Consider the following 23,125-nt stretch of genomic DNA (forward strand, 5'->3'; position numbering starts at 1 on the left):
TGCCTGCGCGACCCTCACTGCTTGTAGCCGATCTGTCGCAGCAGGTTCTTGCGCCACAAGATATCGTCGTCGCCTTCCAGGCCCTTGGGACTGAAGCCATCCACCACCCCCAGCACCGCCCGGCCCTGTGCCGTTTCGGCGAGAATCACCTGGGTCGGGTTGGCGGTCGCACAGAAAATGCGGCACACCTCAGGCACCATCTTCAGGGTGTTGAGCACGTTCAACGGATAAAAACCGTCCCCGAGAAACACGATGAAGCTATGGCCGGCGGCGATGGCCTGGGCGTTTTTTTGCGCCAGCGCGATCATCGTCGGATCGCTGCCGGACCAGCGCACCAGGCATTGGCCGGAGGCTTCGCAAAAGGCCAGGCCAAAGGCGATGTTCGGCACGCTGGCGACCAGGGCTTCGTGGATGTCCTCGACGGACTTGATGAAATGGGTCTGGCCGAAAATGAAGTTGGTGGCTTCCGGCTTGTCGATGTTCACGCTGATCAGTTGCATCTCGAACCGCTCCTTGCCGATGTCGCGCGGCGCCAGGGGGGACGCAAAGGGGGCGCCCGTCACGGCCCTTTGGCGGCGGCGGGATTGTTTCCAGCAACAGATCAAGCATAGCCATTCATTGGCCGCGGCTTCGCGCGTTCGCGCTTGGGCCGGGAGCGCCGGGGAAACAGGATCGGCGGTCATGCGTGGGCCGCGCAAGGCTGCTATGCCTTCCCTTGGGGGCAATGGTTTCGGGCCGGCCGAGAGGCGGGGCGATACCGATGCGTGGCCGTGGTCACGGTGCCTGCCTGGCGCACGCAACGAACAACGGGCGCCCGTTTCGCAGGAGGTGGCACATGTTATTCATTGTCAGTTGGTCAATCAGCCCCGAACGTCGTAACAGTGCAATCGAGCGGTTTCTCAAGACCGGCGGGGCTCCACCGGCTGGGGTGAGCATGCTGGGGCGCTGGCATGCCGTCGGCGGCATGACGGGTTTTGGTATCGCACAGACCGACGATCTCACGCTGATGCAGAAATGGGTGCTGGAGTGGAGCGACCTGCTCAGGATGGACGTGCACCCGGCGTTGACCGATGAACAGGCTGCGCCGTTGCTGGCGGCGGTGATCGGCAAGCCATAACCGTTGGCGATCGGCCCGGCCTGAAGCTGTTGCTTCAGCAAGAGCGGGACAGAACTGGAGGTTGTCATGCCTAAATTTGTCATTGAACGCGATTTTCCGGGCGCTGGAGCGCTGTCGGCGCAGGATCTACAAGGGATCGCGCAAAAGTCCTGCAAGGTGCTCGATGAACTGGGGCCGCAGGTGCAGTGGCTGCACAGCTACGTCACGGGCGACAAAATCTACTGTGTCTATATCGCGCCAAACGAGGAGCTCATCCGGGAGCATGCCCGGCAAGGCGGCTTTCCGGCGGACCGGGTATCGCGGGTGACCTCGATCATCGATCCGACGACAGCGGAGTAGTGCCTGGCGCTGACAGGCGCACGCCTGGCCCGGCGTCCCCTTGCCCCAGGGCGAGGCGATGCCGGTGGCAGGCACGCAAGGCCGCCCTCGGGGCGGCCTTGTTCATGGGCGCGGCGTGCCGCGTTAGCGTCGCGGGGCGTCTTGCCTGGTACAGGCTCGGCTATGCTGCATAGTCGACGGCCGGCTTGCGGCCGATGTCCACCCCTTGAACCAAGAGCGCCATGAGAAAAACCACCCAGCAGATGTTGCTCCACGAAATCGCCGACTGGCGCCACCGTGGCCTGATCGATGCCGAGGCGCAGCAGCGGCTCGGCGCCTTGTATGAACGTCCCGAACACCGCTTGTCCGTGGTGCTGCAATGGCTGGGCATCGGCGCGGTGCTGCTGATCGGCATGGCGGTGCTGGGCGGCATTGGCCTGCTGGCCGAGTCGGTGCTGGTGGGGGCGCTGCTGTTTTTCGCCGCCGGTGTCGGGCTGTGGCTGATCGGCGCGCGCCTGGCCCGCGACCCGGCGCGGCGCATGCCGGTCACTGGGGTGGCGATCCTGACCATCGGCCTGATCCTGATGGGCGCCAGCCTGTTGCTGGGCAGCTCCGACAGCGAGACCGGCGAGTTCGGCAACCTGCCGCTGGCACTGCTGGTCACCGCCGCCCTGAGCATCGCCACCGCCTATGGCTATCGCCTGCGCTGGCCGCTGCTGCTGGGCCTGCTCTGTGTTTTCCACGGCCTGGGTTCGTGGGAGTGGTACGGCGGTTCCGGCACTTACTATTTCGGCATCCAGGACCCGCGCTCCATGGCCGTGATCGCCGCGCTGACCGCGCTCCTGGGGCTGTGGCACCAGCACGCCGAGGATCACGCCTTGCGCCGGTTCAGCGGCTTCGGGCGGCTGTATGTGATCTTCGGGCTGCTGTACTTCAACTGCTCGCTGTGGTTCCTCAGCCTGGAAGATCCTCACCGCCAGACCCTGACCTGGACCCTGCTGTTCACCCTCGGTGCCATCGCCCAACTGGTGCTCGGCGCGCGCTTCAAGCACCCCAGCTTCACCGGTTTCGGCGTGGTGTTCCTCGGCATCGACCTGTACACGCGCTTTTATGAGTACGCCTGGGAACAGCTGAGCGCCGCGGTGTTTTTTGCCGTGGCCGGCGCGGTGGGCATGCTCCTGGGCTGGTTGTTCGAACGCATTGCGCTGCGCGCCGGGGAGGCTGGCCAATGAACCCGGATCGCCGTAATCGCCAGGTGCACAACGCCCTGGACCAATGGCTGCGCGACGGCCTGATCGACACCCAGGCCCACGCGCGGATCGCCGAGCTGTACCCGCTGACCCGCTGGGACTGGCGCTCCCTGGGGCGCTGGTTCCTGACCTTCGGCGCCATCAGCCTGGCGGCTGGGCTGCTGATCCTGCTGCATGAACACCTGACGTTCACCTTGCCGAAACTGGCCGGCGGCCTGGGCCTGTTGATGGTCGGGCTGTTCGCCGCCGGGCGCTGGCTGCTGGGCAAGCAGCTGAAGCTGCTCGGCGCGACCCTGGAGTTGCTCGGCGGCTTTGCCCTGATCGGCCTGAGCCTGGTGCTGGGCATGATTTATTCCGACGGCTCGGGCAACTGGCCGGCGCTGTTGCTGGTGGACCTGCTGCTGTTGCTGGCGCTCAGCTATGGGCTGAACAACGCCTTGCTGCTGACCCTGTGCAGCGTGCTGTTCTTCGTCTGGTTCGGCGGGCGCAGCGGTTACGAGTCGGGCTGGGGCGCCTACTGGTTCGGCATGAACTATCCGCTGCGTTTCCTCGGCGCGGCCCTGGTCATGGTCCTGTTCGGCTTTGTTCATCTGTGGGGCGAGGCGTCAATGCTTGCCCGCTATCGCGGCTTTGCCAAGGTGTGGATTTGTGCCGGGCTGTTCATGGCGCAGATGTCGTTGTGGCTGCTGTCGCTGTTCGGCAGCTACGACCTGATCGACGGCCCCTGGCACCTGGCCGAGCCCGGCGAGCTGGTGTTGTTCAACGGGCTGTGGGCGGTGTTCAGCCTGGGCTTGCTGGCCCTGGGCATTCGCCTGCGTTTTTCCATGCTGGTGGGCTATGGCGCAACCTTCTTCATCATCCAGTTGTACACGCTGTTCTTCACCCAGTTGGCAGAAACCCTGGGCTGGTTCGTCAGCCTGCTGATTGTCGGCGGCAGCCTGCTGGGGCTGGTGGTCTGGCTCGAAGGCGAACGGCAGAAGCGCCGGGCTGGGCCGGGCGAAGCGGAATCGGCGTAGGGCAGGGGGGAGCCCATGCCCGAGGTTGCGGGCATGGGCAAACGACGGGCATCAGGCTGTCAGTCGTTTTTCGATATCCCGGTAGGTTTCGCTGTCTGTGGCCGCCAACAGTTTGCGGCCATCCTTGAAGGTGGCGATGAAGGTCACCTCGGTTTCCTTGCCAGCTATCAGGTAGCCCGCCAGGGCACCCACCGGCCCCAGCAGCATGGCCCCGGCGATGCCGTAGCCAATGGCGTCCCTGTTGGTGATGCTGTCCTGTGTCGCGATTTCCAGATGTTTGAATGCGGAGACTTTCACCTCGATACCCGGCGAGGGATTGGTCGCGGTGGCCAACCTGAAGACTCCCTGACGGTACTCACCATTCCCTTGTAGAAAGTCACCAGCCAATACGTTGATCTTTGCCATGTTGAATATCCTTGTTCAAGCATTGCGGAATTGACCATACAGCGCTGTCCGGCGCCCACCGTCAATCGGTGGACGATGAAGGGCGGTACCGCTGATCGTTGATGTTGCGCCTAACAGCATCGGTCTCGAGTGTAGACGCCTGGTTGATGCAGGTCAGTTCGCTGGTCGCAATGGGTTACCGCTCGTCTGTTTGATTCTGCGCGGGCTGCAAGGCTGTCGCGGGATGTCTGGTGTCCGTGTTCGGCAATGTTAATAAATGTTAGATTGAAAAAATACTTCACATAATCTGTTCATTGGTGGATGATCGGCCACAACCTGATAACAACAAATCACAGGACGGCCCCTCGATGTCCGACAAGGTCTCGATTCACCTGCCAGGCGACCCTGTCGCCCCCGCCGCCCGTGCTGCCATTTTCCCCGTGGCCCGCCGCCCGCGCCTTGCCGGCGTGGAGCAAGCCGCTGTCTTCCCTGGAGTACCCCATGAATAACAAGAATGTCGGTGTTGTCGGCCTGGGCGCGATGGGCCTGGGCATTGCCCGCTCGCTGCTGCGCGCGGGTTTCAATGTGCATGCCTGTGACGTGCGTGAAGCGGTCACCCAACAGTTCGCCAGCGAAGGCGGGGTGGCCTGTGCGTCGCCGGCGCGGATGGCCGAGGCCTGCGATGTGATCGTCACCGTGGTGGTCAACGCCGAGCAGACCGAAACCGTGCTGTTCGGTGGCGATGGCGCCGTGGCGGCCTTGCGTGCCGGCAGCCTGGTGATCGGTTGCGCCACCGTGGCGCCGACCTATGCCATGGAGCTGGGCGAGCGCCTGGCCGAACAGGGCCTGCTGTACCTCGACGCGCCGATCTCCGGCGGCGCGGCCAAGGCCGCCGCCGGCGAGATGACCATGATGACCTCCGGCCCGGCTGCCGCCTACGCCAAGGCCGAAGCGATACTCGCCGGCATGGCGGGCAAGGTCTATCGCCTGGGCGACGCCCATGGCCTGGGTTCGAAGGTCAAGATCATCAACCAGCTGCTGGCCGGGGTGCACATCGCCGCGTCCGCCGAAGCCATGGCCCTGGGCCTGCGCGAAGGGGTGGACGCCGACGCCCTGTACGAAGTGATCACCCACAGCGCCGGCAACTCCTGGATGTTCGAGAACCGCGTGCCGCACATCCTCAAGGCCGACTACACGCCGCTGTCGGCGGTGGACATCTTCGTCAAGGACCTGGGCCTGGTGCTGGATACCGCCCGCGCCAGCAAATTCCCCCTGCCGCTGTCGGCCACCGCGCACCAGATGTTCATGCAGGCCTCCAGTGCCGGTTTCGGCCGCGAGGACGACTCGGCGGTGATCAAGATTTTCCCGGGCATCGACCTGCCCACCGCCAAGCCCGAGCCTGTCTGAGGAACCTTTCATGAGCGATTCCACCGCACGCCCGCTGCTGGGCTGCATCGCCGACGATTTCACCGGCGCCACCGACCTGGCCAACATGCTGGTGCGCGGCGGCATGCGCACGGTGCAAAGCATCGGCATCCCGAGCCGCGAAGTGGCGGCCGGGCTGGATGCCGACGCCATCGTCATCGCCCTCAAGTCGCGCACCACGCCGGTTGCCGAAGCGGTCGAGGAATCTCTCGCCGCCCTGGACTGGCTGCGCGAACAAGGCTGCGAGCAGATCTTCTTCAAGTACTGCTCGACCTTCGACTCCACCGCCGCCGGCAATATCGGCCAGGTCAGCGAGGCCTTGCTCAAGGCCCTGGACAGCGATTTCACCCTGGCCTGCCCGGCGTTCCCGGAAAACGGCCGGACTGTCTTCCGTGGGCACCTGTTCGTCCAGGACCAGTTGCTCAGCGAATCGGGCATGCAGCATCACCCGCTGACGCCGATGAGCGACGCCAACCTGGTGCGTGTGCTGCAAGCCCAGACCCGGCTGAAAGTCGGCCTGCTGCGCTACGACAGCATCGCCGGGGGCGTCGAGGCGGTGCGGGCGAAGATCGCCGAACTGCGCCAGCAGGGGATCGGCATGGCCATCGCCGATGCGCTGTCCGACCAGGACCTCTACACCCTCGGCAGCGCCTGCGCCGACCTGCCGTTGCTCACCGGCGGCTCGGGCCTGGCCCTGGGCCTGCCGGGCAACTTCCGCCGCGCCGGCAAGCTGCGCGACTTCGATGCGGCGTCGCTGCCGACCGTCGAAGGCGGCGAAGTGGTGCTGGCTGGCAGCGCCTCGGTGGCCACCATCGGCCAGGTCGCGGCCTGGCTGGAGGCCGACCGCCCGGCCCTGCGCATCGACCCCATGGCCCTGGCCGCCGGGGAACCGGTGGTGGAGCAGGCCCTGGCCTTTGCCCGCGACAGCGGCGAAACCGTACTGATCTACGCCACCAGCACCCCGGCCGAGGTCAAGGCGGTGCAACAGCAGCTTGGCGTCGAGCGCGCCGGCACGCTGGTGGAGAACGCCCTGGGCGAGATTGCCGCGGGCCTGCGCCAGAACGGCGTGCGGCGCTTCGTGATCGCCGGTGGCGAAACCTCCGGCGCGGTGGTCAAGGCGCTTGGGGTCAACCTGTTGCAGATCGGCGCGCAGATCGACCCGGGCGTGCCGGCCACCCTCAGCAACGCCGCCGAGCCGCTGGCGCTGGCCTTGAAATCCGGCAACTTCGGCAGCCGCGACTTCTTCGCCAAGGCCCTCAGGCAACTGGCCGGAGGTGGCCAATGAGCGCCGCGACGAGCCAGGAACAGGCCCTGCGCGAAGAGATCTGCGACGTCGGCCGCAGCCTCTACCAGCGTGGCTACACCGTGGGCAGCGCGGGCAATATCAGCGCGCGCCTCGACGACGGCTGGCTGATCACCCCGACCGACGTCTGCCTCGGCCGCCTCGATCCGGCCGCCATCGCCAAGGTCAACCTGGCGGGGGAGTGGGTGTCCGGCAACAAGCCATCCAAGACCCTGGCCCTGCATCGCCAGGTCTATGACCGCAACCCGAGCGTCGGTGGCGTGGTGCACACCCATTCCACCCACCTGGTGGCGCTGACCCTGGCCGGCGTATGGCAGCCGGATGACATCCTGCCGCCGCTGACGCCGTACCAGGTGATGAAGGTCGGGCACATTCCGCTGATCGGCTACCAGCGCCCGGGTTCGCCCAAGGTCGCCGAGCAGGTGGCGCAACTGGCCAACAGCGTGCGCGGGGTGATGCTCGAGCGCCTGGGGCCGGTGGTCTGGGAAAGCTCGGTGGCCAAGGCCAGCTACGCCCTGGAAGAACTGGAAGAAACCGCGCGACTCTGGCTGATGAGCAATCCCAAGCCCGAGCCGCTGGATCAGGCAGCCCTGGATGAGCTGCGCGAGGCCTTCGGCGCGCACTGGTAGCGCGTCGCAGCACCTCGACACTGTAAACCGACACTGCAAGCACCGCCCGGGAGTCGCCAGGCTCTCGACGGCCCCGGCTTGCCTTTAAAAAACAATAACAACAGGACATCCCGCATGACGTTCCCCGACTGCAGCTGTTTTGGCTTCACCCGCGCTTCTTTCTCTTATGAGGGAGGGGCCGCGCAATGAGCCCGCTGATCCTGATGTTGACGGCCGGCGCGGGCATCGCGCTGCTGCTGTTCCTGGTGCTCAAGTACAAGTTCCAGCCCTTTGTCGCGTTGATGCTGGTGAGCATCCTGGTGGCGCTGGTGGCCGGGGTGAAACCGGCCGACCTGGTGGCGACCATCGAAGGCGGCATGGGCAAGACCCTCGGCCATATCGCGATCATCATTGCCCTGGGCGCGATGATCGGGCGGATCATCGAGCTGTCCGGCGGCGCCGAGGCCCTGGCCAAGTCGCTGATCGAGCGTTTCGGCAACCGCCGCACGCCGCTGGCGCTGACCATCGCCGGGTTCATCATCGGCGTGCCGGTGTTCTTCGAAGTGGGGGTGATCATCCTCATGCCGCTGGCCTATGGCGTGGCCCGGCGGGCGCACAAGCCGCTCTTGGTATTCGCCTTGCCGATGTGTGCGGCGCTGCTCACCGTGCATGCGTTCCTGCCGCCCCATCCGGGCGCCGTGGCCGCGGCCAGCCAGCTGGGTGCCGACCTGGGCCGGGTGCTGATGTTCGGCCTGCCGATCACCGCCTTGCTGTGTTACGTCGGCTACCGCGTGGCCGGGCGCATGACTCGGCGTTTCTACCCGATGACCGACGACATCCGCGCCGAAGTCTATGGCCCCCACGTGACCAACGAGGACTTGCTGGCCTGGACCAATGGCAATGCCAAGGACCCGCGACAGGCCGCGGTGGCCGTGTCCCACATGGGCCTGGAGGAGTCCACCAGCGCCATCGTCGCCAAGCTGCCGCCGGCGCCCGCGCCCGGTTTCGGCCTGATCGTCAGCCTGATCCTGCTGCCGATCGTGCTGATCCTGCTGGGCACCCTGGCCACTTCGCTGCTGCCGGTCGAGTCAAGCTTGCGTGGCGTCATGACCGTGCTCGGCGCGCCGCTGGTGGCGCTGCTGATCGATACCTTGCTGTGCGCCTGGCTGCTGGGCTCGCGCCGTGGCTGGAGCCGCAGCCAGGTGTCGGACGTGATCGGCTCGGCCTTGCCGGGCGTGGCCATGGTGATCCTGATCGCCGGGGCCGGCGGGGTGTTCGGCAAGGTGCTGGTGGACACCGGGATCGGCGCGGTGGTCTCCGACCTGTTGCGCACCACCGGCCTGCCGGTGCTGGCCCTGGGCTTTTTGCTGACCATGCTGCTGCGCGCGGTGCAGGGCTCGACCACCGTGGCCCTGGTGACCACCGCCGGGATCATCAGCCCGCTGATCGCCACCCTCGACCTGACCCCCAACCACATGGCGCTGCTGTGCCTGGCCATGGGCGGTGGCGGGCTCGCCATGTCGCATATCAACGACGCCGGCTACTGGATCTTCACCAAGCTCGCCGGGCTCAACGTGGCCGACGGCCTGCGCACCTGGACCGTCATCACCACCTTGCTCGGTACCCTGGGTTTCTGTATTACCTTGCTGATCTGGCCTTTTGTCTGAGCCGTTTTTAGGAGCCAACATGCCTCGTTTTGCTGCCAACCTAAGCATGCTCTATCCGCAACACGGGTTTCTCGAGCGTTTCGCCGCCGCCGCGGCCGACGGTTTCGAAGCGGTGGAATACCTGTTCCCCTACGACTACAGCCCCCAGGCGCTCAAGCAGCGCCTGAGCGACAACGGCCTGGTCCAGGCCCTGTTCAACGCGCCGCCCGGCGACTGGGCGGCGGGCGAGCGGGGCACCGCGACCCTGCCGGGGCGCGAGGCGGAATTCCGCGCCGGCTTCGACCGCGCCCTGGAATACGCCGCGGTGCTGGGCAACTCGCGGATCCATGTGATGGCCGGCCTGCTGCCCTCGGAAGACCTGCGCGAACGCCATCACGCGGTGTACCTGGAGAACCTGGCCCATGCCACCGCCGAGGCGGCCAAGGTCGGCGTCACCGTGCTGCTGGAGCCGATCAACACCCGCGACATGCCGGGCTTCTTCCTCAACCGCCAGGACCAGGCCCAGGCGATCTGCAAGGAAGTCGGCGCGAGCAACCTCAAGGTGCAGTTCGACTGCTACCACTGCCAGATTGTCGAGGGCGACCTGGCGACCAAGCTGCGCCGCGACTTCGCCGGCATCGGCCATATCCAGATCGCCGGCGTGCCGGACCGCCACGAGCCGGACCTGGGCGAGCTGCACTACCCGTACCTGTTCGCGCTGATGGACCAGTTGGGCTACGACGGCTGGGTCGGTTGCGAGTACCGGCCACGGGGCGATACCTCGGCTGGCCTGCAATGGCTGCGGGACTGGAAAGCCTTCTGAGGGGCGGGCAGGGCGGCGGCACTGGTCGGTGCTTGCCGCCCGCGAAGCGTGATTCTGCGCGAATCTGAACATTTCTGAAGGTGTCGGCCTTCGTTTCCCGCCTGCGGGTACATTGGCTCCCTGTCGCCAGGGCCATCACTGGTGCCACCAATGGGAGCGGGAACATGGAAAAGTCGATATTCGTCGATCAGTCGAGCCTGGACGACGCGCCTGGTCGCCCGCGCGATCTGCATTGGGAACAGATCCCCACCGTGACCCTGGAGCGCATCGAGCGCGAATACCGCCGTGCCCGGCGCACCACCATCCTCGGCCAGTGGATCAATATCGCCAGCGTGCTGCTGGTGGTGCTGAGCGCCGCCTGCGGCCTCTGGCTGTGGAACCACTTCCGCGCCCAGGGGCTGGACCAGGGCTTCGGCCTGTGGCAGTTGTGCGTGCTGCTGTTCTTTTTCGCCAGCCTGTGCGCGGTGGTGGAGTGGCTGCGGTGCATCCGTCGCAGCACCCGGGTCACCCTCGACGGGCTGGGCGAGGACCTGCGGGATATCGCCTGTGTGTTGTGGTTCAGGAAACAGCACCGCTGAGACGCGCTCGGCCGGCTGTCAGTCCTTCGCGGCCTTGGCCTCCGGGTCGGACGGCAGCAGCAATTCCACCCCTTGCTTGCGAATCCCGTCCGCCGCGGCCTGGGCCAGGTCGTCGTCGCTGATGATCACGTCGAACTGCTCCAGCCCGGCGATGCGGTACATGCTGAAGGTGCCGTACTTCGAGCTGCTGGCCACCAGCACCACCTGGGACGCCGACTGCATCGCCACCTGCTTGACCTCGACCTTCAACGCCGACGGCGTAGTGATGCCGCGGCGCAGGTCCCAGGAGCTGGTGGACATGAAGGCGATATCGGTCACCACCTGGCGCAGGGTCGCCACCGCCAGCCCGCCGACGCAGGAATGGTTGTCATGGTCGAGCTGGCCGCCGGTGTGAATCACCGTGACCTGTGGCGCCTCCATCAGCGCCTGGACGATGCCGAAGTCGTTGGTCACCACCGTCATGCCCGACAGCGCCTTGATGTACGGCACGATCTCCAGGGTGCTGGTGCCGGCGTCGAGGTACACCGTCATGTCCGCGTGCAGCAGGCGCGCCGCCAGCCGGGCCATGGCCTGCTTCTGCGGCAGCTCGACCACCGCCTTGCTCTGGTGGCTCGGCTCGCTGTGCAACTGGCTGGCGATACGCACCCCACCGGTCACCGAATAGGCCCGGCCTTCCTGCTCCAGCAGGGCAATGTCGCGGCGCACGGTCATGTGCGAGCAGTCGAACATCTCCATCAACTGATGCACGCTCAACACCTGATGCTTGCGCAACTGGCGCAGGATCAGCTCGCGACGCTGCTCGGGAATCATCGGGGCGCCGCTATCGCTGGCGATGTCCTTGGGGTTGGGCATTGAGGCTCCGCAGTGGCTGGGCAGAAGGCGGGAAACTGGCAGACATAGTAGCGAATCCGCGAGGTATGGACGAGAACCCGTATGGCTCTGCTTCTGCAGGAGCGCAGCTTGCTCGCGATGAACGCTGACGCGCTACCCAGGCATTGCGCATGACGGCTATCGCGGACAGGCCTCGCTCCCACAGAATTACGCGGTTTCTGTAGGCGCGCAGCTTGCTCGCGATGAACGCTGACGCGGTACCCCGGTATTGCGCATGACGGCTATCGCGGACAGGCCTCGCTCCCACAGAATTACGCGGTTTCTGTAGGCGCGCAGCTTGCTCGCGATGAACGCTGACGCGGTACCCCGGTATTGCGCATGACGGCTATCGCGGACAGGCCTCGCTCCCACAGAATTACGCGGTTTCTGTAGGCGCGCAGCTTGCTCGCGATGAACGCTGACGCGGTACCCAGGCATTGCGCATGACAGCTATCGCGAGCAATCGAGCGTCGACCGGCCGTTCCTACAGAATCGCCTGTGCGAGTAACTACCCAGGAGCGGCCATGGACCCCAAACGTTATGAACACCTGACGATCAGTGTCGAGCCCCATGAAATGCGCATGAGCCATTGGGTGTATGCACCGAAGGTGGTGGATGGGCGCGATGGCCGGGTGCTGCTGGACTTGAGCGGCGGGCCGTGGGACCTGGTGTCCAGCTCGCCATCGACGGTGGCCGTGGAGCTGCTGTTGCGCAAGTATCCCGGAGATCGCGAGGCGCTCTGCCTGAGCATTCGCCTGGCCGACAACAGCCTGTGGCTGGAGGGCACTGCGGTTGCCACCGAGGATATCGAACGGGCGCTGGAGCAGACGCAGCGCTGAGCCGCGCCGTGGCTCATGCCGGCGAAGCCTCACCGGGGCCTGACGACCGTTGGTAAGCTGGCGGTTCTTTCTTTTGCCAAGTGGCATTAGGATTAATGCCATCTGTCATCAGGCAGGGAGATGAGCATGACCGCCGCCGCCAAGAATACCGCCACCGTGAAACCTTCGACCAAGGCCGAGAAGGTCAAGGGCGTTGCGCCCAAGGCCATCGCCAAGGTCGAACCGCGCAAGCCCTCCGCCAGCCGCATCCCCAAGGCCGAGGCGAACCTGCTGCGCGAAGAGGCGGCTGTCTATGCGCTGCCTTCGCCCATGGTGCGCGGGCTGCTGCCCGGCACCGACGCCGATGACCCCATGGCGGTCTTCAGGGCCACCCAGCTGGGGTTCTCCCTCGGCGCGGTGATCGAGCTGGTGGAGTCGGTCGAGGCCTTCAAGCGCTACAACGTGCTGTCGAAGATCGTCGGTTTCTCCGAGCGTACCCTGGCGCGGCGCCTGAAGAACCAGGACCAGGCCCTGACCCCCGAACAGAGCGCCCGCGCCTTGCACTACGCGCAAGTGCTGGAAAAGGCCGAGGCGGTGCTGGGCTCCCGGGCACTGGCCGAGGAGTGGATGACCCAGCCGGCCCTGGGCCTGGATGGCGAAGTTCCCATCGACCTGCTGGCCAACCCGGTGGGTTATGAACTGGTGACGGACTTTCTGCACCGGCTCGAATTCGGGGTCTACTGATGCTCACCGACCCCCTGGCCCCGGCCCTGCATTTCTGGCGCCTCGACCAGGCCCGGCATGCCTCGACCTGGAACAGCGGCATCGGCGCCGAAGGCAGCGGCGGTCGCTGGAACCCCAAGGGGCTGCAAGTGGTGTACGCCAGCCTGGACGCCTCGACCGCGATCCTGGAAGTGGCGGTGCACAAGGGCTTCAAGGCCCTCGACTGCCTGCCCCACACCCTGACCGCCGCCCGGGTGCTGGACCCCTCAAAGGTCCACACCGTCCGCCCCGCAGACATCCCCAACCCCAACTGGCTGATCCCCGGCACCCCCAGCCACAGCCAACAAGCCTTCGGCGCCCGCCTGCTGGAACAGCACCCCTTCGTGCTGATCCCCTCCAGCGTGTCGCGCCATAGCTGGAACCTGCTGATCAACCCCTTGCTGGCCACGGGGTTGTACGAGCTGGTGCTGCAGGAGCGCTTTGCGCTGGATGGGCGGTTGAGTCCGCCGGAGCGGTGAGAGAGAAACAACGCACATTACAAAGAGACCTTTGAGGTCTTCAGTTCAGAATTGTCCTAACTACTAACTGCCGTCCTTCAGGGTAACGTCCAGCCGCCAACTGCAACTATTCGCCTCCTCCCGGAGGCTTTTTTATGGGCAATGCGGAAGCGGACACGGATGAGCGGCTATGTACCCAACGCCCCGAAGGGCTATCGCAATACAGGCGTAGAACCTGTCGATCTCGGTGAACAGCGCTGGGCCGAATACAAAGACCTGCCTGCCAAGCCAGAGGCAAAACCCGGTCCTGTTGGCTGTGTCTTTGCCAAGTCCTGCACCCTGCCCAATGGGGTGATAAACCACAGTAACCCTGGCGGCTTCATACCTGTTGAGTCACTGAAGCAGTACGGTACCTATGCGGTGCTGGGCACCGGCCCAGTGATAGCCGCAGGCGGTACTCCACTGCAATGGATGGGAGGTTCGGGTAGTGCTTCGGGACTGCTAGCCCGTCTTGGCGGCACCTTGGCCTTGGCGGGTTCTACGGCTGTGGGATTCGCGGCATTACTGCTGCCTGACGATACGTCGGCTGACAGTGCGTTCTATACCTCCGAGCAATACGCGCAGTTGAGCCAAGGGAACACCCGCGTACGAGTCAACGTAAAACACCTGTCGGATGGCTCGGTGAGCGTGTATGGGTTCTATATCGGGACCAAGGCAGAGTGGCAGAAGGTGCCTGTCATCGAAGCGAAGAGCCGTGGCGATCAGTTAGTAGCGGACATTGGAAATGGGATAGAGGTCATATGGACCCCGGCAACTGATCCAAACGCTGTGCTAGGAATCCCTGCTTTGGAAGGCGCCTCGTTGAAGCCCGGGACCTGGGTTTTTCCGCCCACTGAGCAGGCCGATAAGATACTGGTCAACCCAGTGCACCCACCCGACTACCAAGACGCAATCATCTGGTTTCCGGATACCGGTATTCAGCCAATCTATATATCGTTGAGTCTCCTGGGTGACCATAGCTACCACCAGGCACCTAAAGGACTGACGGCCTTTCCTGATGCGGTGAAAGATAAAGCAAAAGGCAATGTCCAAGGCGGGGGCAAGAAACGTAAACGCTGGAAGGACTCTAAAGGTCGTATCTACGAATGGGACAGCCAGCATGGCGCGGTCGAAATATACGATAAACAAGGGAAGCATCTTGGCGAATTCGACCCTGAAACGGGTGAGCAGACCAAGCCCGCCAAACCGGGTCGGAAAGTGGAGAAATAGGAGTTTTCATGTATCTGTGCATCACTGGTTTTTTACCTGATGGCTTCGACGACACCTCGTTGAAGTTTGAACTGGACGTTGCTCCTGAATTTGAACAGGCGGTAATGGACATCTTAGGCTGGGAAAGCCTCGCCGCTGAGTCTGATGGAGAGCTGCCGCTGACAAGTGAGCAGGTCAGCCAGATAGCGGTAGCTATCAAAGAACCCTTACCCGACAACCTCGATATGTTTATTGGTGTTGAGGCGTAGCGCCGCCCAAACAGAGCAGCACCTAAATAAAAAGGAGTTTTTGTGTACTTGCGCATCACGGGCTTTCTACCTGACGAAGCTAGCGACGACTCATTGCAGTACAAGCTGAAAGTCCCATCTGAATGTGAACAGGCCGTAATGGAAATATTGGGTTGGCAGAGCTTGGCAGCCGAAGCCGATGGCGAGCTACCGCTAACCAAGGAGCAGGTCAGACAGATAGCATCTGCCATCAAAGAGTCCTTACCCGATCACCTCGATTTGTTTATTGGTGTCATTGCGTAGCGCCGCTGTTGGGTCGATACCTGGCAGAACACCAGTCAATATCGCTGGTGGCGTGATGTTTATCCTGACGCGCGGTCGCTCCCCTCGACCAATGATCCCGGCCTATTGATTCGGAGGAAGTCTTATGGAACAGGAGTTCAATTTGGCTGAGGAGCTGGCCAAACAGCCTCATCTGCTGGAAGTGCCCGGCAACCTGCTAATGAAGGGCGGCCCCGAGGACTATACCGGCGCCGTGCTCTGCCTACGGGGTACGCTCTACTTCAAGGAGGCCCATACCCCTCTGGTGCGCGAGGCACTGTGCCAATGCTTCGACGAGTTCAAGCGACTGGCCGAGCCTTATCTCACCTGGCTTTGGCGTGAGGAGCCGCCAGAGGGCAAGCCGCTGACGGCGTACGGTGATGCAAAGCCATTGCGCGAGATGCTGGCCAATATGGATGAGGATTACCCGCTGAGCTTTTACTACACCAGCGGCAAGCAATCTAACGATGCGAGCGCTTGGTACTTCGATATTTTTGGCCAAGCCGCTTGGGAAGCAAAGATAGGGGATGACCTTAGCGTTCTGGAATTCTCCGTACCACTGCTCTACCAGGAACAGCAGCCACTGAGATTCTTGCAACTGTTCCTAGGCTTTGCACAGCGACTGAACCCAGGGCAGGGCTATGCTGGCCATGCCTACAACCTCTCAATCACCCACCGGGACGATAATCAGCCGACTGAGGCTTTCATGGCTGCGCGCATGCCTGGCCTGGATGTCGGCACTGCGGGATTACTGGCTAATCGTCCGCAGTTCAAACCCACCAGGATCAAGACCGTCAGTTGGCTAACCGTACTCGATCAGGAACGCCTGGACCTGGTCGGGGGGCTGGACGCTTTGCGCGCCCAACTGCCCTCCAGCCATTTTGCTTTCTACGACTACGGTGCCGGCGTGGTGATCCAGGCCGGAGCCTACCCGTACCTCTGCGGTGATGCCGAAGACCCGCGACCAGCCCCCTACGTACTGCTGAACTATGCCCTCAAGGGCATCCGCTACGAGACCGTGGGCTCGTTGCACGGTGGCTCTCACGACGGCGAACTGCGCCTGGTCGGCTGGTCGGCCGATCAGTGGCTCAAACGCCTGGATGTGGATGAGAGTGAGATAGCTGGCTGGCGTGCCAGGCTGCTTGCTGACGAACCCAGCCTGGACGCCGCGAACACCCTGGTAGAGCGCCTTTAGTTTTGCTCAGGATGCATTGCCGGCGTGGCCTCTTATGTTTGTTGCGGGGAAGGTAGGAGAGAAAGCGGGCGAAATCATGGGTGAGATCATCTACGAGGCTGACAAGTGAGTTTGCTGACTACGATGGCAACGGTTTTGGCCTTTTTGTTTGCCGGGATACTTGCCGCCGCTTTTATCCTGATGGGCGTTTTTCTGTATGTCGGGTATTCACGTATGGAGGAAATGCTGGGCCATCTTGAGAATTGCCAAGCAATACAGCAAAGAAGGTTTCTTATGCACGTCGGGCCGTGGGGGACAGTCATGCTCACGGCGTCGATTGCGGGAATCATGACGTTTCCCGGAGTTTATCTTCGTCACGGCGGCGTCAGTCAGGCGGACTTGGACGCTTTTCCATCGACCCTGAAGCGCAAGCTGATCCTGTTGCATATCGTGAATATTGCGTTGGTTGTGGCTGGGGTGCTGGGCGGCGGAGCAATGGCTGTGTGTTGGAGCTATGTAAAACAAGGTGGCCTTTAAGACCCCGAGGTTCGGACTGTGTTTCCAGCTGCGACCATGGCCGGATAGGCCGGCACCTCGATACCCCGCGCAGAGTGCGGCTTGGCCTGACTTACTGCACTCCAGATATTTCCAAGACGATGGGTTGGACATAAACTGCCACGCCTTTGTCATTGCTCCGTATCGAGCCCGGGACTAGCCTTTGATCGTCGCTGCCAACTCAGCGATCGGGCTTGGTAACCCGTTTTGATACAGGCGCAACAGCGCCCCATTTCATACAATTGCAGGCGCTTTTTCTGTGCCTGCACACTCGTGCAATGGCGGCTGTGCGTGGGAGGGCTTGTCCCTGCCGGGTTCCTGTATCTCCGGTTTACCAACCTGCGCGCAGCTGCCACCCATTCGCTTGGTAACGAACGTGGCAGCTCTCACTTTGATATGGGAGTTTCAATCATGTGCGCTATCAAATCCTCCGCAAATCGTGGTCGCTTCAACGGGGTAAAAGGAGGTGCGCTATGAGCACCTCGACCCCAGTCAAAACCCTCGGCTTCGTCACCTTCGGCCCTTGCGGCGATGGCGATCAAACCCTGTTTCGTGTCAACGCCGACGTGCCTCTGCACCAAGCCCTGGAACACGCTTCGACCCTGCTGTACTACGCCAAGAAACTCGCCCTGGATGCGGCCATGGAAGAGCAGGGCGAACGTTACGCCTGGGCCGCGCACTTTCTGGCGGAGATGGGCAAGGCGGTGATTGATGATGTGGGATTGGGGCTGAGGGAAGAGGAGGTGTTGCAGGTTTAGCAGGTAAGGGGATGTTGGGTAGGGCGCCGTTTCTGGGTGGCAGGGAAGCGGCGTTTTTTAGGGTGGTCACCCCGGCACCGCCCTGTCGATTTCCCGGAGTCTCGTTCGACTATCTTTCAGGGAATGAAGCCGATGGGTCGCAATGATCGTCGGTGCTCCCTGCCTGAGCACTTTTATGCAGACGAACCAGGAGAAGACCATGCGCAAGCTTATCGTTGCCGCTTTCATGAGTCTGGATAACGTCATTCAAGCGCCCGGCGGGCCTGACGAAGACACCAGCGGCGAATTCCGCTTCGGTGGCTGGATAGTGCCCTACGCCGACGAAGCCTTCGGCCGGGCCATACAGGAGCTGTTCTCGCAGCCGTTCGACTTACTGCTGGGGCGGCGCACCTACGACATATTCGCCGGGTATTGGCCGCATATACAGGCCGGCTCAAGCAACAGCGCCATCGCCGACCTATTCAATCGTGTGCCCAAGCACGTGGCGACCCATAGTCCCAACACGCTTGATTGGCACAACAGCCATGCGCTGCAAGGAAACCTTGCCGACGCCATACAGGCCCTCAAGATGCAGGATGGCGCCCATCTGTTAACGCAGGGCAGCGGCGATCTGGTGCGGCAACTGCTTGCCGTCGGGTTGGTGGACGAGCTTCGGCTGATGATCCATCCCATCGTATTGGGACGCGGCAAGCGCCTGTTCGATGATCATGCACAAGCGTCGGCCTTCACGTTGGTGAACTCGACGAGTACTCCTGGCGGGGTGTTGATCACTCGATACGTTCGCAGTGGTGAAGTGCATACAGGAGCGTTTGAAGAGTAGGGAAACCCGTGACGACGTTGACTTGAGCAGATGTGTACTTGAGTGAATAGTCGTGCCTTGCTACCTAGCGGACTCATCCATCTCTCACATTGAATGAAATCAGTACGGGTTCTCTAAATCGGATTGCAACACGTAACGACTAGAACCATGCACCTAGGGCTGATAGTCGCCTTTGGAGCGTCGATCGGTTGGATCCACAGCTAAAAGCAGATACTCAAAACGTCTACTAAACTGGGGGCGATTCAAACAGGCAACTGTTCTTGGCTCCATGGAGCAGTGTAGGTTAGAAGCTCCAGAAGCTTGGTCGGTTTGACAAGGTTGATATGTGGCTAAGGGCATAGTGATGTGCTGATAAATGCGACCTTCTGATAGCATGAGGTCATTGATCAGGCAGGGAGCAGAGCATGGCAGTCACAGATCTTTTTTCGAAGAGACAACAAAGGCTTCGCGGCGAAGTTTCTGATGTTTACGTGTACGACAAGATCCCAATGCCTTTACGCATCCAACTCCTTTACATGGTGGATGAACTTTTGGGGTCGGTGCTGGAATACTACAAGCCTTTTAGTATTTGCAATCAGATATTCAAAGCTGTGGTCAAAACACTTCGCCTTGAATACGGTAAGCGTCGGATATCAAACGCTGAAGAAAATGATGAGTATCATGAGCTTGTTTCATTTATTAAGAACGAGGAAAATGTTGATCGGCTTCTGGATGCGATAGAGTTGATTGTCGCAAATGTTAGTGAGTATAGCGGTTACGATGAGTCCCTTGTCGAGTTTGTAGGTGATTTGAATATTAGATTTCGTGAGCATGCCGTTGGATACGAAATTGTAAATGGTGAAGTTATTCGGGTTGACTCCAGATTTATGCACTCCCAGGTGGTGAAGCCATCTATACAGTTCCTGAATCAACCTGGCTTTGAAGGTGCCCAGCAGGAATTTATTCGTGCTTATGAGCATTATCGTCATGCACATCACAAAGAAGCGATTAACGAAGCGGTTAAATCCGTGGAAAGTACAATGCGAGCAATTTGCACTGCTCGTAATTGGCGATTCAAGACGTCAGACAGTGCAAAGCGCTTGATAGTAGTTTGCCAAGAGAACAATTTATTTCCATCTTACTACCAAAGCCACCTCGCTGCTCTTGCAAGCTTGATGGAGGGTGTTGTCTCTATCAGGAATAACGAAAGCGCACACGGTCAAGGCCCAGAAGTAAGGGAAGTCGATGCTGATATTGTTGCATACGGACTCCATATGGCTGCCGCTGCCGTCCTTATGCTTGCTAGCTTGCATGCTAATCAGCCATAGCATCCTTGAAACTACATGTCCTTACGAAAATATATCTCCTGTTACCGTGCAGGAGGTATGTTGAACTGCCGTGGCTTCGTAGGTGACGTAAACTTTCGAGTTAATATCGGTCATTCGGTGATCCAAGTGTCACCGCAGTTACATGGGGGGATTGTATCGCCAAAATAAAAGAATAGGTTAATTGTCAATAAGGGCTTTCCTGTTCGCGCAACATTTAATTGCTTAAGGTTAATAGGGAGATGGACTTGCTTAATAGTATAAGAATTGAGCGCTTCAAGAATATTACGGATATTGAAATTCCTTTGGGAGGTATCAATCTTTTAATTGGATCGAATAATGCAGGCAAGAGCAGTATTCAACAAGCAATCCAGTTCTCTGTCTCTATCGCTCAAACGACTGCTCAACAAGGTGCACGATGGTCTCAAGATAGATGCCCTTCATCGCTCTCGAGCGAATCACTGATTTACTCGCCATTGAGAGATGTCGAAGCACTGGCACCATACGGAAGGCTCCAGACTTCGTTGGAACATGCGATCAAAGTCACCTTTAACGAGCTTACAAACTCAACTGTTACAATTCGGAAAGGAAGGAATAGAAACATCACAACATCCCTAGAGGGGAAAGTGCTGGGAGAACATCTTCAGAATATTGAAAACCCTTACTCAATGATTGTTCCTGGCCTCGCAGGCATACCTTCCTTTGAAGAGTACCGACCGCCATCAGTGGTGCGTAAAGCTGCCGCAAAAGGGGACTCCAACAGCGTATTCAGAAATATTTTGTTGCTGCTATCAAAGGAGGAGGGATCATGGAGGTCCTTTAAGAGTAAGTTCAAAACTGTATTTCCGGACTATGAGATAAGTGTTAGATTTGACTCAAATATTGACGAGCATATTAATGCGACGGTAACGAGTAATGAGGTTTCTCTACCGATTGACTCATGCGGGACGGGGATCTTACAAGCTATTCAAATATTGGCTTATTATTATCTGTATAAACCAAAGTTGTTGATATTGGATGAGCCAGACTCACACCTGCACCCTAACAACCAAAGAATACTAGCGATTTTGCTGAAAGAGCTCCATCAAGAAACTGATTGTCAACTTATTATTTCGACGCATTCTCGGCATTTTTTTGATGCGCTGAAGGATGATGCCAATATTCACTGGATAAATAATAGTTCTTTGGTTGAGAACTCGGAAGACCTTGAGCGGAGTATTCTGTTAGAAATCGGTGCACTTGATAAGGGTGATCAACTGAGAAATGGTGAAATTCCCTGCATATTGTTGACTGAAGATACGGATGTAGCATATATAAGTCTCATAGCTGAGTCCTCTGGATTTTTACCAGAGGAGTATCAGGTTTGGTCATATAATGGTTGCTCTAATATACAGATTGCCCAAGCTTTGAATTCATTTATAATTGATCATGCTCCTGGCACGTCCGTAGTAGTCCATCGTGATCGGGATTATATGACGGAGCAAGAAGTCGTAGAGTATAAAGAAGGCTTGGAGGCTGTAGGTATTAAGGTCTTTGTTTCTGTTGGGAATGATGCTGAAAGTCACTTCGTGAACGAAGTTCACATCACTGAACTTTACCCACAATTAACACGCCAACAAGTTTCCGCGCTAATTGATGAGTGCCTCATTGAACGACGAGACGCAATACTTGAGAAGTACATAAACACAATACATAACAGACGGCTTCAGGACTCATATAGGGGCGGAGGCAAGCCCAACGCTGGTGCCATTGCTCGGGAATGCACACAAAACTTTGACGGTAACATGCGCGGTTTCATGCATGGAAAAATCGTAGAACGCTCTCTCAGAGGTAAACTCCAAGTTCAGATTGGCCAAAATATCGACCTCTGTAGGGTAACAAGGGGTATTGCAGATCCGACTTTGATTGAATTTGCAGAAGCGATTTGGAATACCTAATTAGTTCACAGCTCCACGGTGTGGAGCGTCAGTTGGTCAGTGTTACTATCGGAAAGCGTATGCTTACCAATGAGCCTTGACTGCTAATCCGGCTTAAGCCGGATTAGTCAGATTATTCCTGCAGGTGGCCGGAAGCAGTCTCTCATCTAACGCCTGCTTCTGGCCGATAGCACAACCATTCGTGAACGTTCACTCGACCGTTAGCTGAAATGGCCAACGGCTTAATGTTCAGACGGGCTTTGATGTACGCATCCATCAGTGCACAGCAGCGCACTGACAGATAAAAACGAAGGGATTCAAAGCACGGATACCCAGGCCCCAACCACCCCACCCGAATACCCGCACCCCATTTTCTGTCACTTCAACCCAAACAACCTCAACGCATTCCCCCGTCCAATCTTCTCCCTATCGTTCTCACTAATCAGCGCCTGATCAAACCAGTTACTCGCCGTCGCCATGCTTTCATACGGGTAATCCGCCGAAAACAGCACACGGTCGACCCCAATTTCGCTGATGGAATCCAGCAAACCCTTAGTGTGGAAATGCCCGGCGGTGGTCAGGTAGAAGTTGTGGCTGAAGTAGTGGCTGACCGGTTTTTTGGCGTTGCCCAGGCCTTCGCCTTCGCGTTGCATGTGCAGGCGGTGTTCCAGGCGCGGCAGCATCAGCGGCAGGCCTTCGGCCAGGTGGCCGAGAATGATGGTGAGGTTGGGGTAACGGTCGAACAGGCCACTGAGCATCAGGCGGATCGCGTGGGTGGCGGTTTCGTGGGCGAAGCCCCAGGCCGAGCCGACCAGCGATGGATAGCCCTCGTAGATCCGCCGCTGGCTCGGCAGCGGTTCGCGTGGGTGCAGGTAGACCGGCACGTTGAGCGCCGCGACCCGCTCCCAGAATTCCCACACCGGCGGTTCGTCCAGGTACTGCGCGGTATCGGCGTTGCCGATGTTGGTGTAGCCGTTGATCAGTGCCCCGACCATGCCGTAATCCTTTACCGCACGTTCCAGTTCATCGGCCGCCGCCTTGGGCGATTGCAGGGCCACCGTGGCGAAGGCCTTGAAGCGCTGCGGGTGGCGGGCGACGAACTGCTCGGTGACCTGCTCGTTGGTGCGTTGCGCGAAGGCGATGGCCTGGCGCGGATCGAGCAGCGACTGGGCGCCGGGGGAGGTGAGGGAGAGGATGGCGAGGTCGATGTCATGACGGTCCATGTCGGCGATGCGCTGGTCGCTGTCCAGCAGTCGTCGTTCCACATCCGCCATATAGGCCCGGCCATTGCGCGTGGCTTCGCCGGACGCATCCCACAGGCTGTTGTTCAGCTCGGTGCTGACGTGTTCCTCGAGTACGATTTTGCCTTTCATGCGGGTGTGACCTCTTTAAGGATAAACAGGTA

The 23,125-nt window shown here is 60.3% G+C and carries 26 protein-coding genes; 22 read left to right on the plus strand and 4 right to left on the minus strand.

The features are described 5' to 3' along the window. Window positions 1-14: 14 nt before the first annotated feature. Window positions 15-500 (minus strand): adenosine-specific kinase, encoded by a 486-nt coding sequence (locus tag IF690_RS13340; RefSeq protein ID WP_202700436.1) that lies wholly within the window; start codon window positions 498-500, stop codon window positions 15-17. A 335-nt stretch (window positions 501-835) separates the two neighbouring features. Here IF690_RS13340 and IF690_RS13345 point away from each other — a divergent pair, with 335 nt between their 5' ends. The 4 genes from IF690_RS13345 (at window position 836) to IF690_RS13360 (ending at window position 3,701) form a co-directional block, all read left to right on the plus strand. After that, a complete protein-coding gene (locus IF690_RS13345) occupies window positions 836-1,117 on the plus strand; it encodes a DUF3303 domain-containing protein (protein ID WP_202700437.1) in 282 nt (93 codons plus the stop codon). Between the two features lie 66 nt (window positions 1,118-1,183). Then, window positions 1,184-1,456, plus strand: a complete 273-nt coding sequence (locus IF690_RS13350; protein ID WP_124313377.1) for a DUF4242 domain-containing protein — start codon at window positions 1,184-1,186, stop codon at window positions 1,454-1,456. Window positions 1,457-1,677: 221 nt separating this feature from the next. Continuing rightward, a complete protein-coding gene (locus IF690_RS13355; protein ID WP_202700438.1) occupies window positions 1,678-2,667 on the plus strand; it encodes a DUF2157 domain-containing protein in 990 nt (329 codons plus the stop codon). After that, window positions 2,664-3,701, plus strand: coding sequence for a hypothetical protein (locus tag IF690_RS13360; protein WP_202700439.1), 1,038 nt, complete (start codon window positions 2,664-2,666; stop codon window positions 3,699-3,701). The genes IF690_RS13355 and IF690_RS13360 overlap by 4 nt, the downstream gene beginning before the upstream one ends. Before the next feature lie 51 nt (window positions 3,702-3,752). Here the strand turns inward: IF690_RS13360 and IF690_RS13365 are convergent, their stop codons facing one another. Beyond that, window positions 3,753-4,106 carry a hypothetical protein gene (locus tag IF690_RS13365; RefSeq protein ID WP_202700440.1) on the minus strand — a complete coding sequence of 118 codons (354 nt, stop codon included), beginning with the start codon at window positions 4,104-4,106 and terminating at the stop codon, window positions 3,753-3,755. A 300-nt stretch (window positions 4,107-4,406) separates the two neighbouring features. On the opposite strand from IF690_RS13365, the gene ltnD reads away from it, so the two are divergent. The 6 genes from ltnD (at window position 4,407) to IF690_RS13395 (ending at window position 10,468) form a co-directional block, all read left to right on the plus strand. Next, window positions 4,407-5,492, plus strand: a complete 1,086-nt coding sequence (gene ltnD, locus IF690_RS13370) for an L-threonate dehydrogenase (protein ID WP_286673842.1) — start codon at window positions 4,407-4,409, stop codon at window positions 5,490-5,492. Between the two features lie 10 nt (window positions 5,493-5,502). Continuing rightward, window positions 5,503-6,795: a 3-oxo-tetronate kinase gene (otnK, locus tag IF690_RS13375; RefSeq protein ID WP_202700442.1), complete on the plus strand. Its 1,293-nt coding sequence runs from the start codon at window positions 5,503-5,505 to the stop codon at window positions 6,793-6,795. Next, window positions 6,792-7,442, plus strand: a complete 651-nt coding sequence (otnC, locus tag IF690_RS13380; RefSeq protein ID WP_202700443.1) for a 3-oxo-tetronate 4-phosphate decarboxylase — start codon at window positions 6,792-6,794, stop codon at window positions 7,440-7,442. The genes otnK and otnC overlap by 4 nt, the downstream gene beginning before the upstream one ends. Before the next feature lie 185 nt (window positions 7,443-7,627). Beyond that, window positions 7,628-9,088: a GntT/GntP/DsdX family permease gene (locus IF690_RS13385; RefSeq protein WP_202700444.1), complete on the plus strand. Its 1,461-nt coding sequence runs from the start codon at window positions 7,628-7,630 to the stop codon at window positions 9,086-9,088. 19 nt (window positions 9,089-9,107) lie between these two features. Continuing rightward, on the plus strand, window positions 9,108-9,890 hold the full coding sequence (gene otnI, locus IF690_RS13390; protein ID WP_202700469.1) for a 2-oxo-tetronate isomerase: 783 nt from the start codon (window positions 9,108-9,110) through the stop codon (window positions 9,888-9,890). Between the two features lie 164 nt (window positions 9,891-10,054). Then, complete coding sequence (locus IF690_RS13395) at window positions 10,055-10,468, plus strand: hypothetical protein (RefSeq protein WP_202700470.1); 414 nt, start codon at window positions 10,055-10,057, stop codon at window positions 10,466-10,468. An 18-nt stretch (window positions 10,469-10,486) separates the two neighbouring features. On the opposite strand, the gene IF690_RS13400 is transcribed toward IF690_RS13395, so the two are convergent. Further along, window positions 10,487-11,320: a DeoR/GlpR family DNA-binding transcription regulator gene (locus IF690_RS13400; RefSeq protein ID WP_016704587.1), complete on the minus strand. Its 834-nt coding sequence runs from the start codon at window positions 11,318-11,320 to the stop codon at window positions 10,487-10,489. 542 nt (window positions 11,321-11,862) lie between these two features. Between IF690_RS13400 and IF690_RS13405 the strand changes: the two genes are divergently transcribed. The 12 genes from IF690_RS13405 to IF690_RS13460 all read left to right on the plus strand — a co-directional run bounded on the left by IF690_RS13405 (window position 11,863) and on the right by IF690_RS13460 (window position 21,741). Further along, window positions 11,863-12,177 carry a hypothetical protein gene (locus tag IF690_RS13405; RefSeq protein ID WP_202700471.1) on the plus strand — a complete coding sequence of 105 codons (315 nt, stop codon included), beginning with the start codon at window positions 11,863-11,865 and terminating at the stop codon, window positions 12,175-12,177. 126 nt (window positions 12,178-12,303) lie between these two features. Beyond that, the gene (locus IF690_RS13410) at window positions 12,304-12,900 is read left to right on the plus strand and encodes an Xre family toxin-antitoxin system antitoxin (protein WP_202700472.1); all 597 of its coding nucleotides are present in this window, start codon (window positions 12,304-12,306) and stop codon (window positions 12,898-12,900) included. Next, complete coding sequence (locus tag IF690_RS13415; protein WP_202700473.1) at window positions 12,900-13,397, plus strand: RES family NAD+ phosphorylase; 498 nt, start codon at window positions 12,900-12,902, stop codon at window positions 13,395-13,397. The genes IF690_RS13410 and IF690_RS13415 overlap by 1 nt, the downstream gene beginning before the upstream one ends. Window positions 13,398-13,556: 159 nt before the next feature. Next, on the plus strand, window positions 13,557-14,645 hold the full coding sequence (locus tag IF690_RS13420) for a colicin E3/pyocin S6 family cytotoxin (RefSeq protein ID WP_202700474.1): 1,089 nt from the start codon (window positions 13,557-13,559) through the stop codon (window positions 14,643-14,645). 8 nt (window positions 14,646-14,653) lie between these two features. Continuing rightward, window positions 14,654-14,893, plus strand: coding sequence for a pyocin S6 family toxin immunity protein (locus tag IF690_RS13425; protein WP_097303181.1), 240 nt, complete (start codon window positions 14,654-14,656; stop codon window positions 14,891-14,893). Window positions 14,894-14,935: 42 nt separating this feature from the next. Further along, complete coding sequence (locus IF690_RS13430; RefSeq protein ID WP_202700475.1) at window positions 14,936-15,175, plus strand: pyocin S6 family toxin immunity protein; 240 nt, start codon at window positions 14,936-14,938, stop codon at window positions 15,173-15,175. A 124-nt stretch (window positions 15,176-15,299) separates the two neighbouring features. After that, window positions 15,300-16,388 carry a DUF3396 domain-containing protein gene (locus IF690_RS13435; RefSeq protein WP_202700476.1) on the plus strand — a complete coding sequence of 363 codons (1,089 nt, stop codon included), beginning with the start codon at window positions 15,300-15,302 and terminating at the stop codon, window positions 16,386-16,388. A gap of 105 nt (window positions 16,389-16,493) precedes the next feature. Further along, on the plus strand, window positions 16,494-16,904 hold the full coding sequence (locus tag IF690_RS13440; protein ID WP_202700477.1) for a hypothetical protein: 411 nt from the start codon (window positions 16,494-16,496) through the stop codon (window positions 16,902-16,904). A gap of 491 nt (window positions 16,905-17,395) precedes the next feature. Then, entirely contained in the window at window positions 17,396-17,680 is a 285-nt protein-coding gene (locus IF690_RS13445; RefSeq protein WP_023968040.1) for a DUF3077 domain-containing protein, read from the plus strand. Between the two features lie 199 nt (window positions 17,681-17,879). Then, window positions 17,880-18,500, plus strand: a complete 621-nt coding sequence (locus IF690_RS13450; protein ID WP_202700478.1) for a dihydrofolate reductase family protein — start codon at window positions 17,880-17,882, stop codon at window positions 18,498-18,500. 404 nt (window positions 18,501-18,904) lie between these two features. Further along, window positions 18,905-19,807 carry an abortive infection family protein gene (locus IF690_RS13455; protein WP_202700479.1) on the plus strand — a complete coding sequence of 301 codons (903 nt, stop codon included), beginning with the start codon at window positions 18,905-18,907 and terminating at the stop codon, window positions 19,805-19,807. A gap of 239 nt (window positions 19,808-20,046) precedes the next feature. Continuing rightward, window positions 20,047-21,741, plus strand: coding sequence for an ATP-dependent nuclease (locus IF690_RS13460; protein ID WP_202700480.1), 1,695 nt, complete (start codon window positions 20,047-20,049; stop codon window positions 21,739-21,741). Between the two features lie 356 nt (window positions 21,742-22,097). On the opposite strand, the gene IF690_RS13465 is transcribed toward IF690_RS13460, so the two are convergent. After that, complete coding sequence (locus IF690_RS13465) at window positions 22,098-23,093, minus strand: amidohydrolase family protein (protein WP_202700481.1); 996 nt, start codon at window positions 23,091-23,093, stop codon at window positions 22,098-22,100. Window positions 23,094-23,125 lie beyond the last annotated feature (32 nt).

Origin of the sequence: Pseudomonas sp. SK3(2021) (assembly GCF_016772375.1) — a bacterium.
Taxonomy (GTDB): Bacteria; Pseudomonadota; Gammaproteobacteria; order Pseudomonadales; family Pseudomonadaceae; genus Aquipseudomonas; species Aquipseudomonas chlororaphis_I.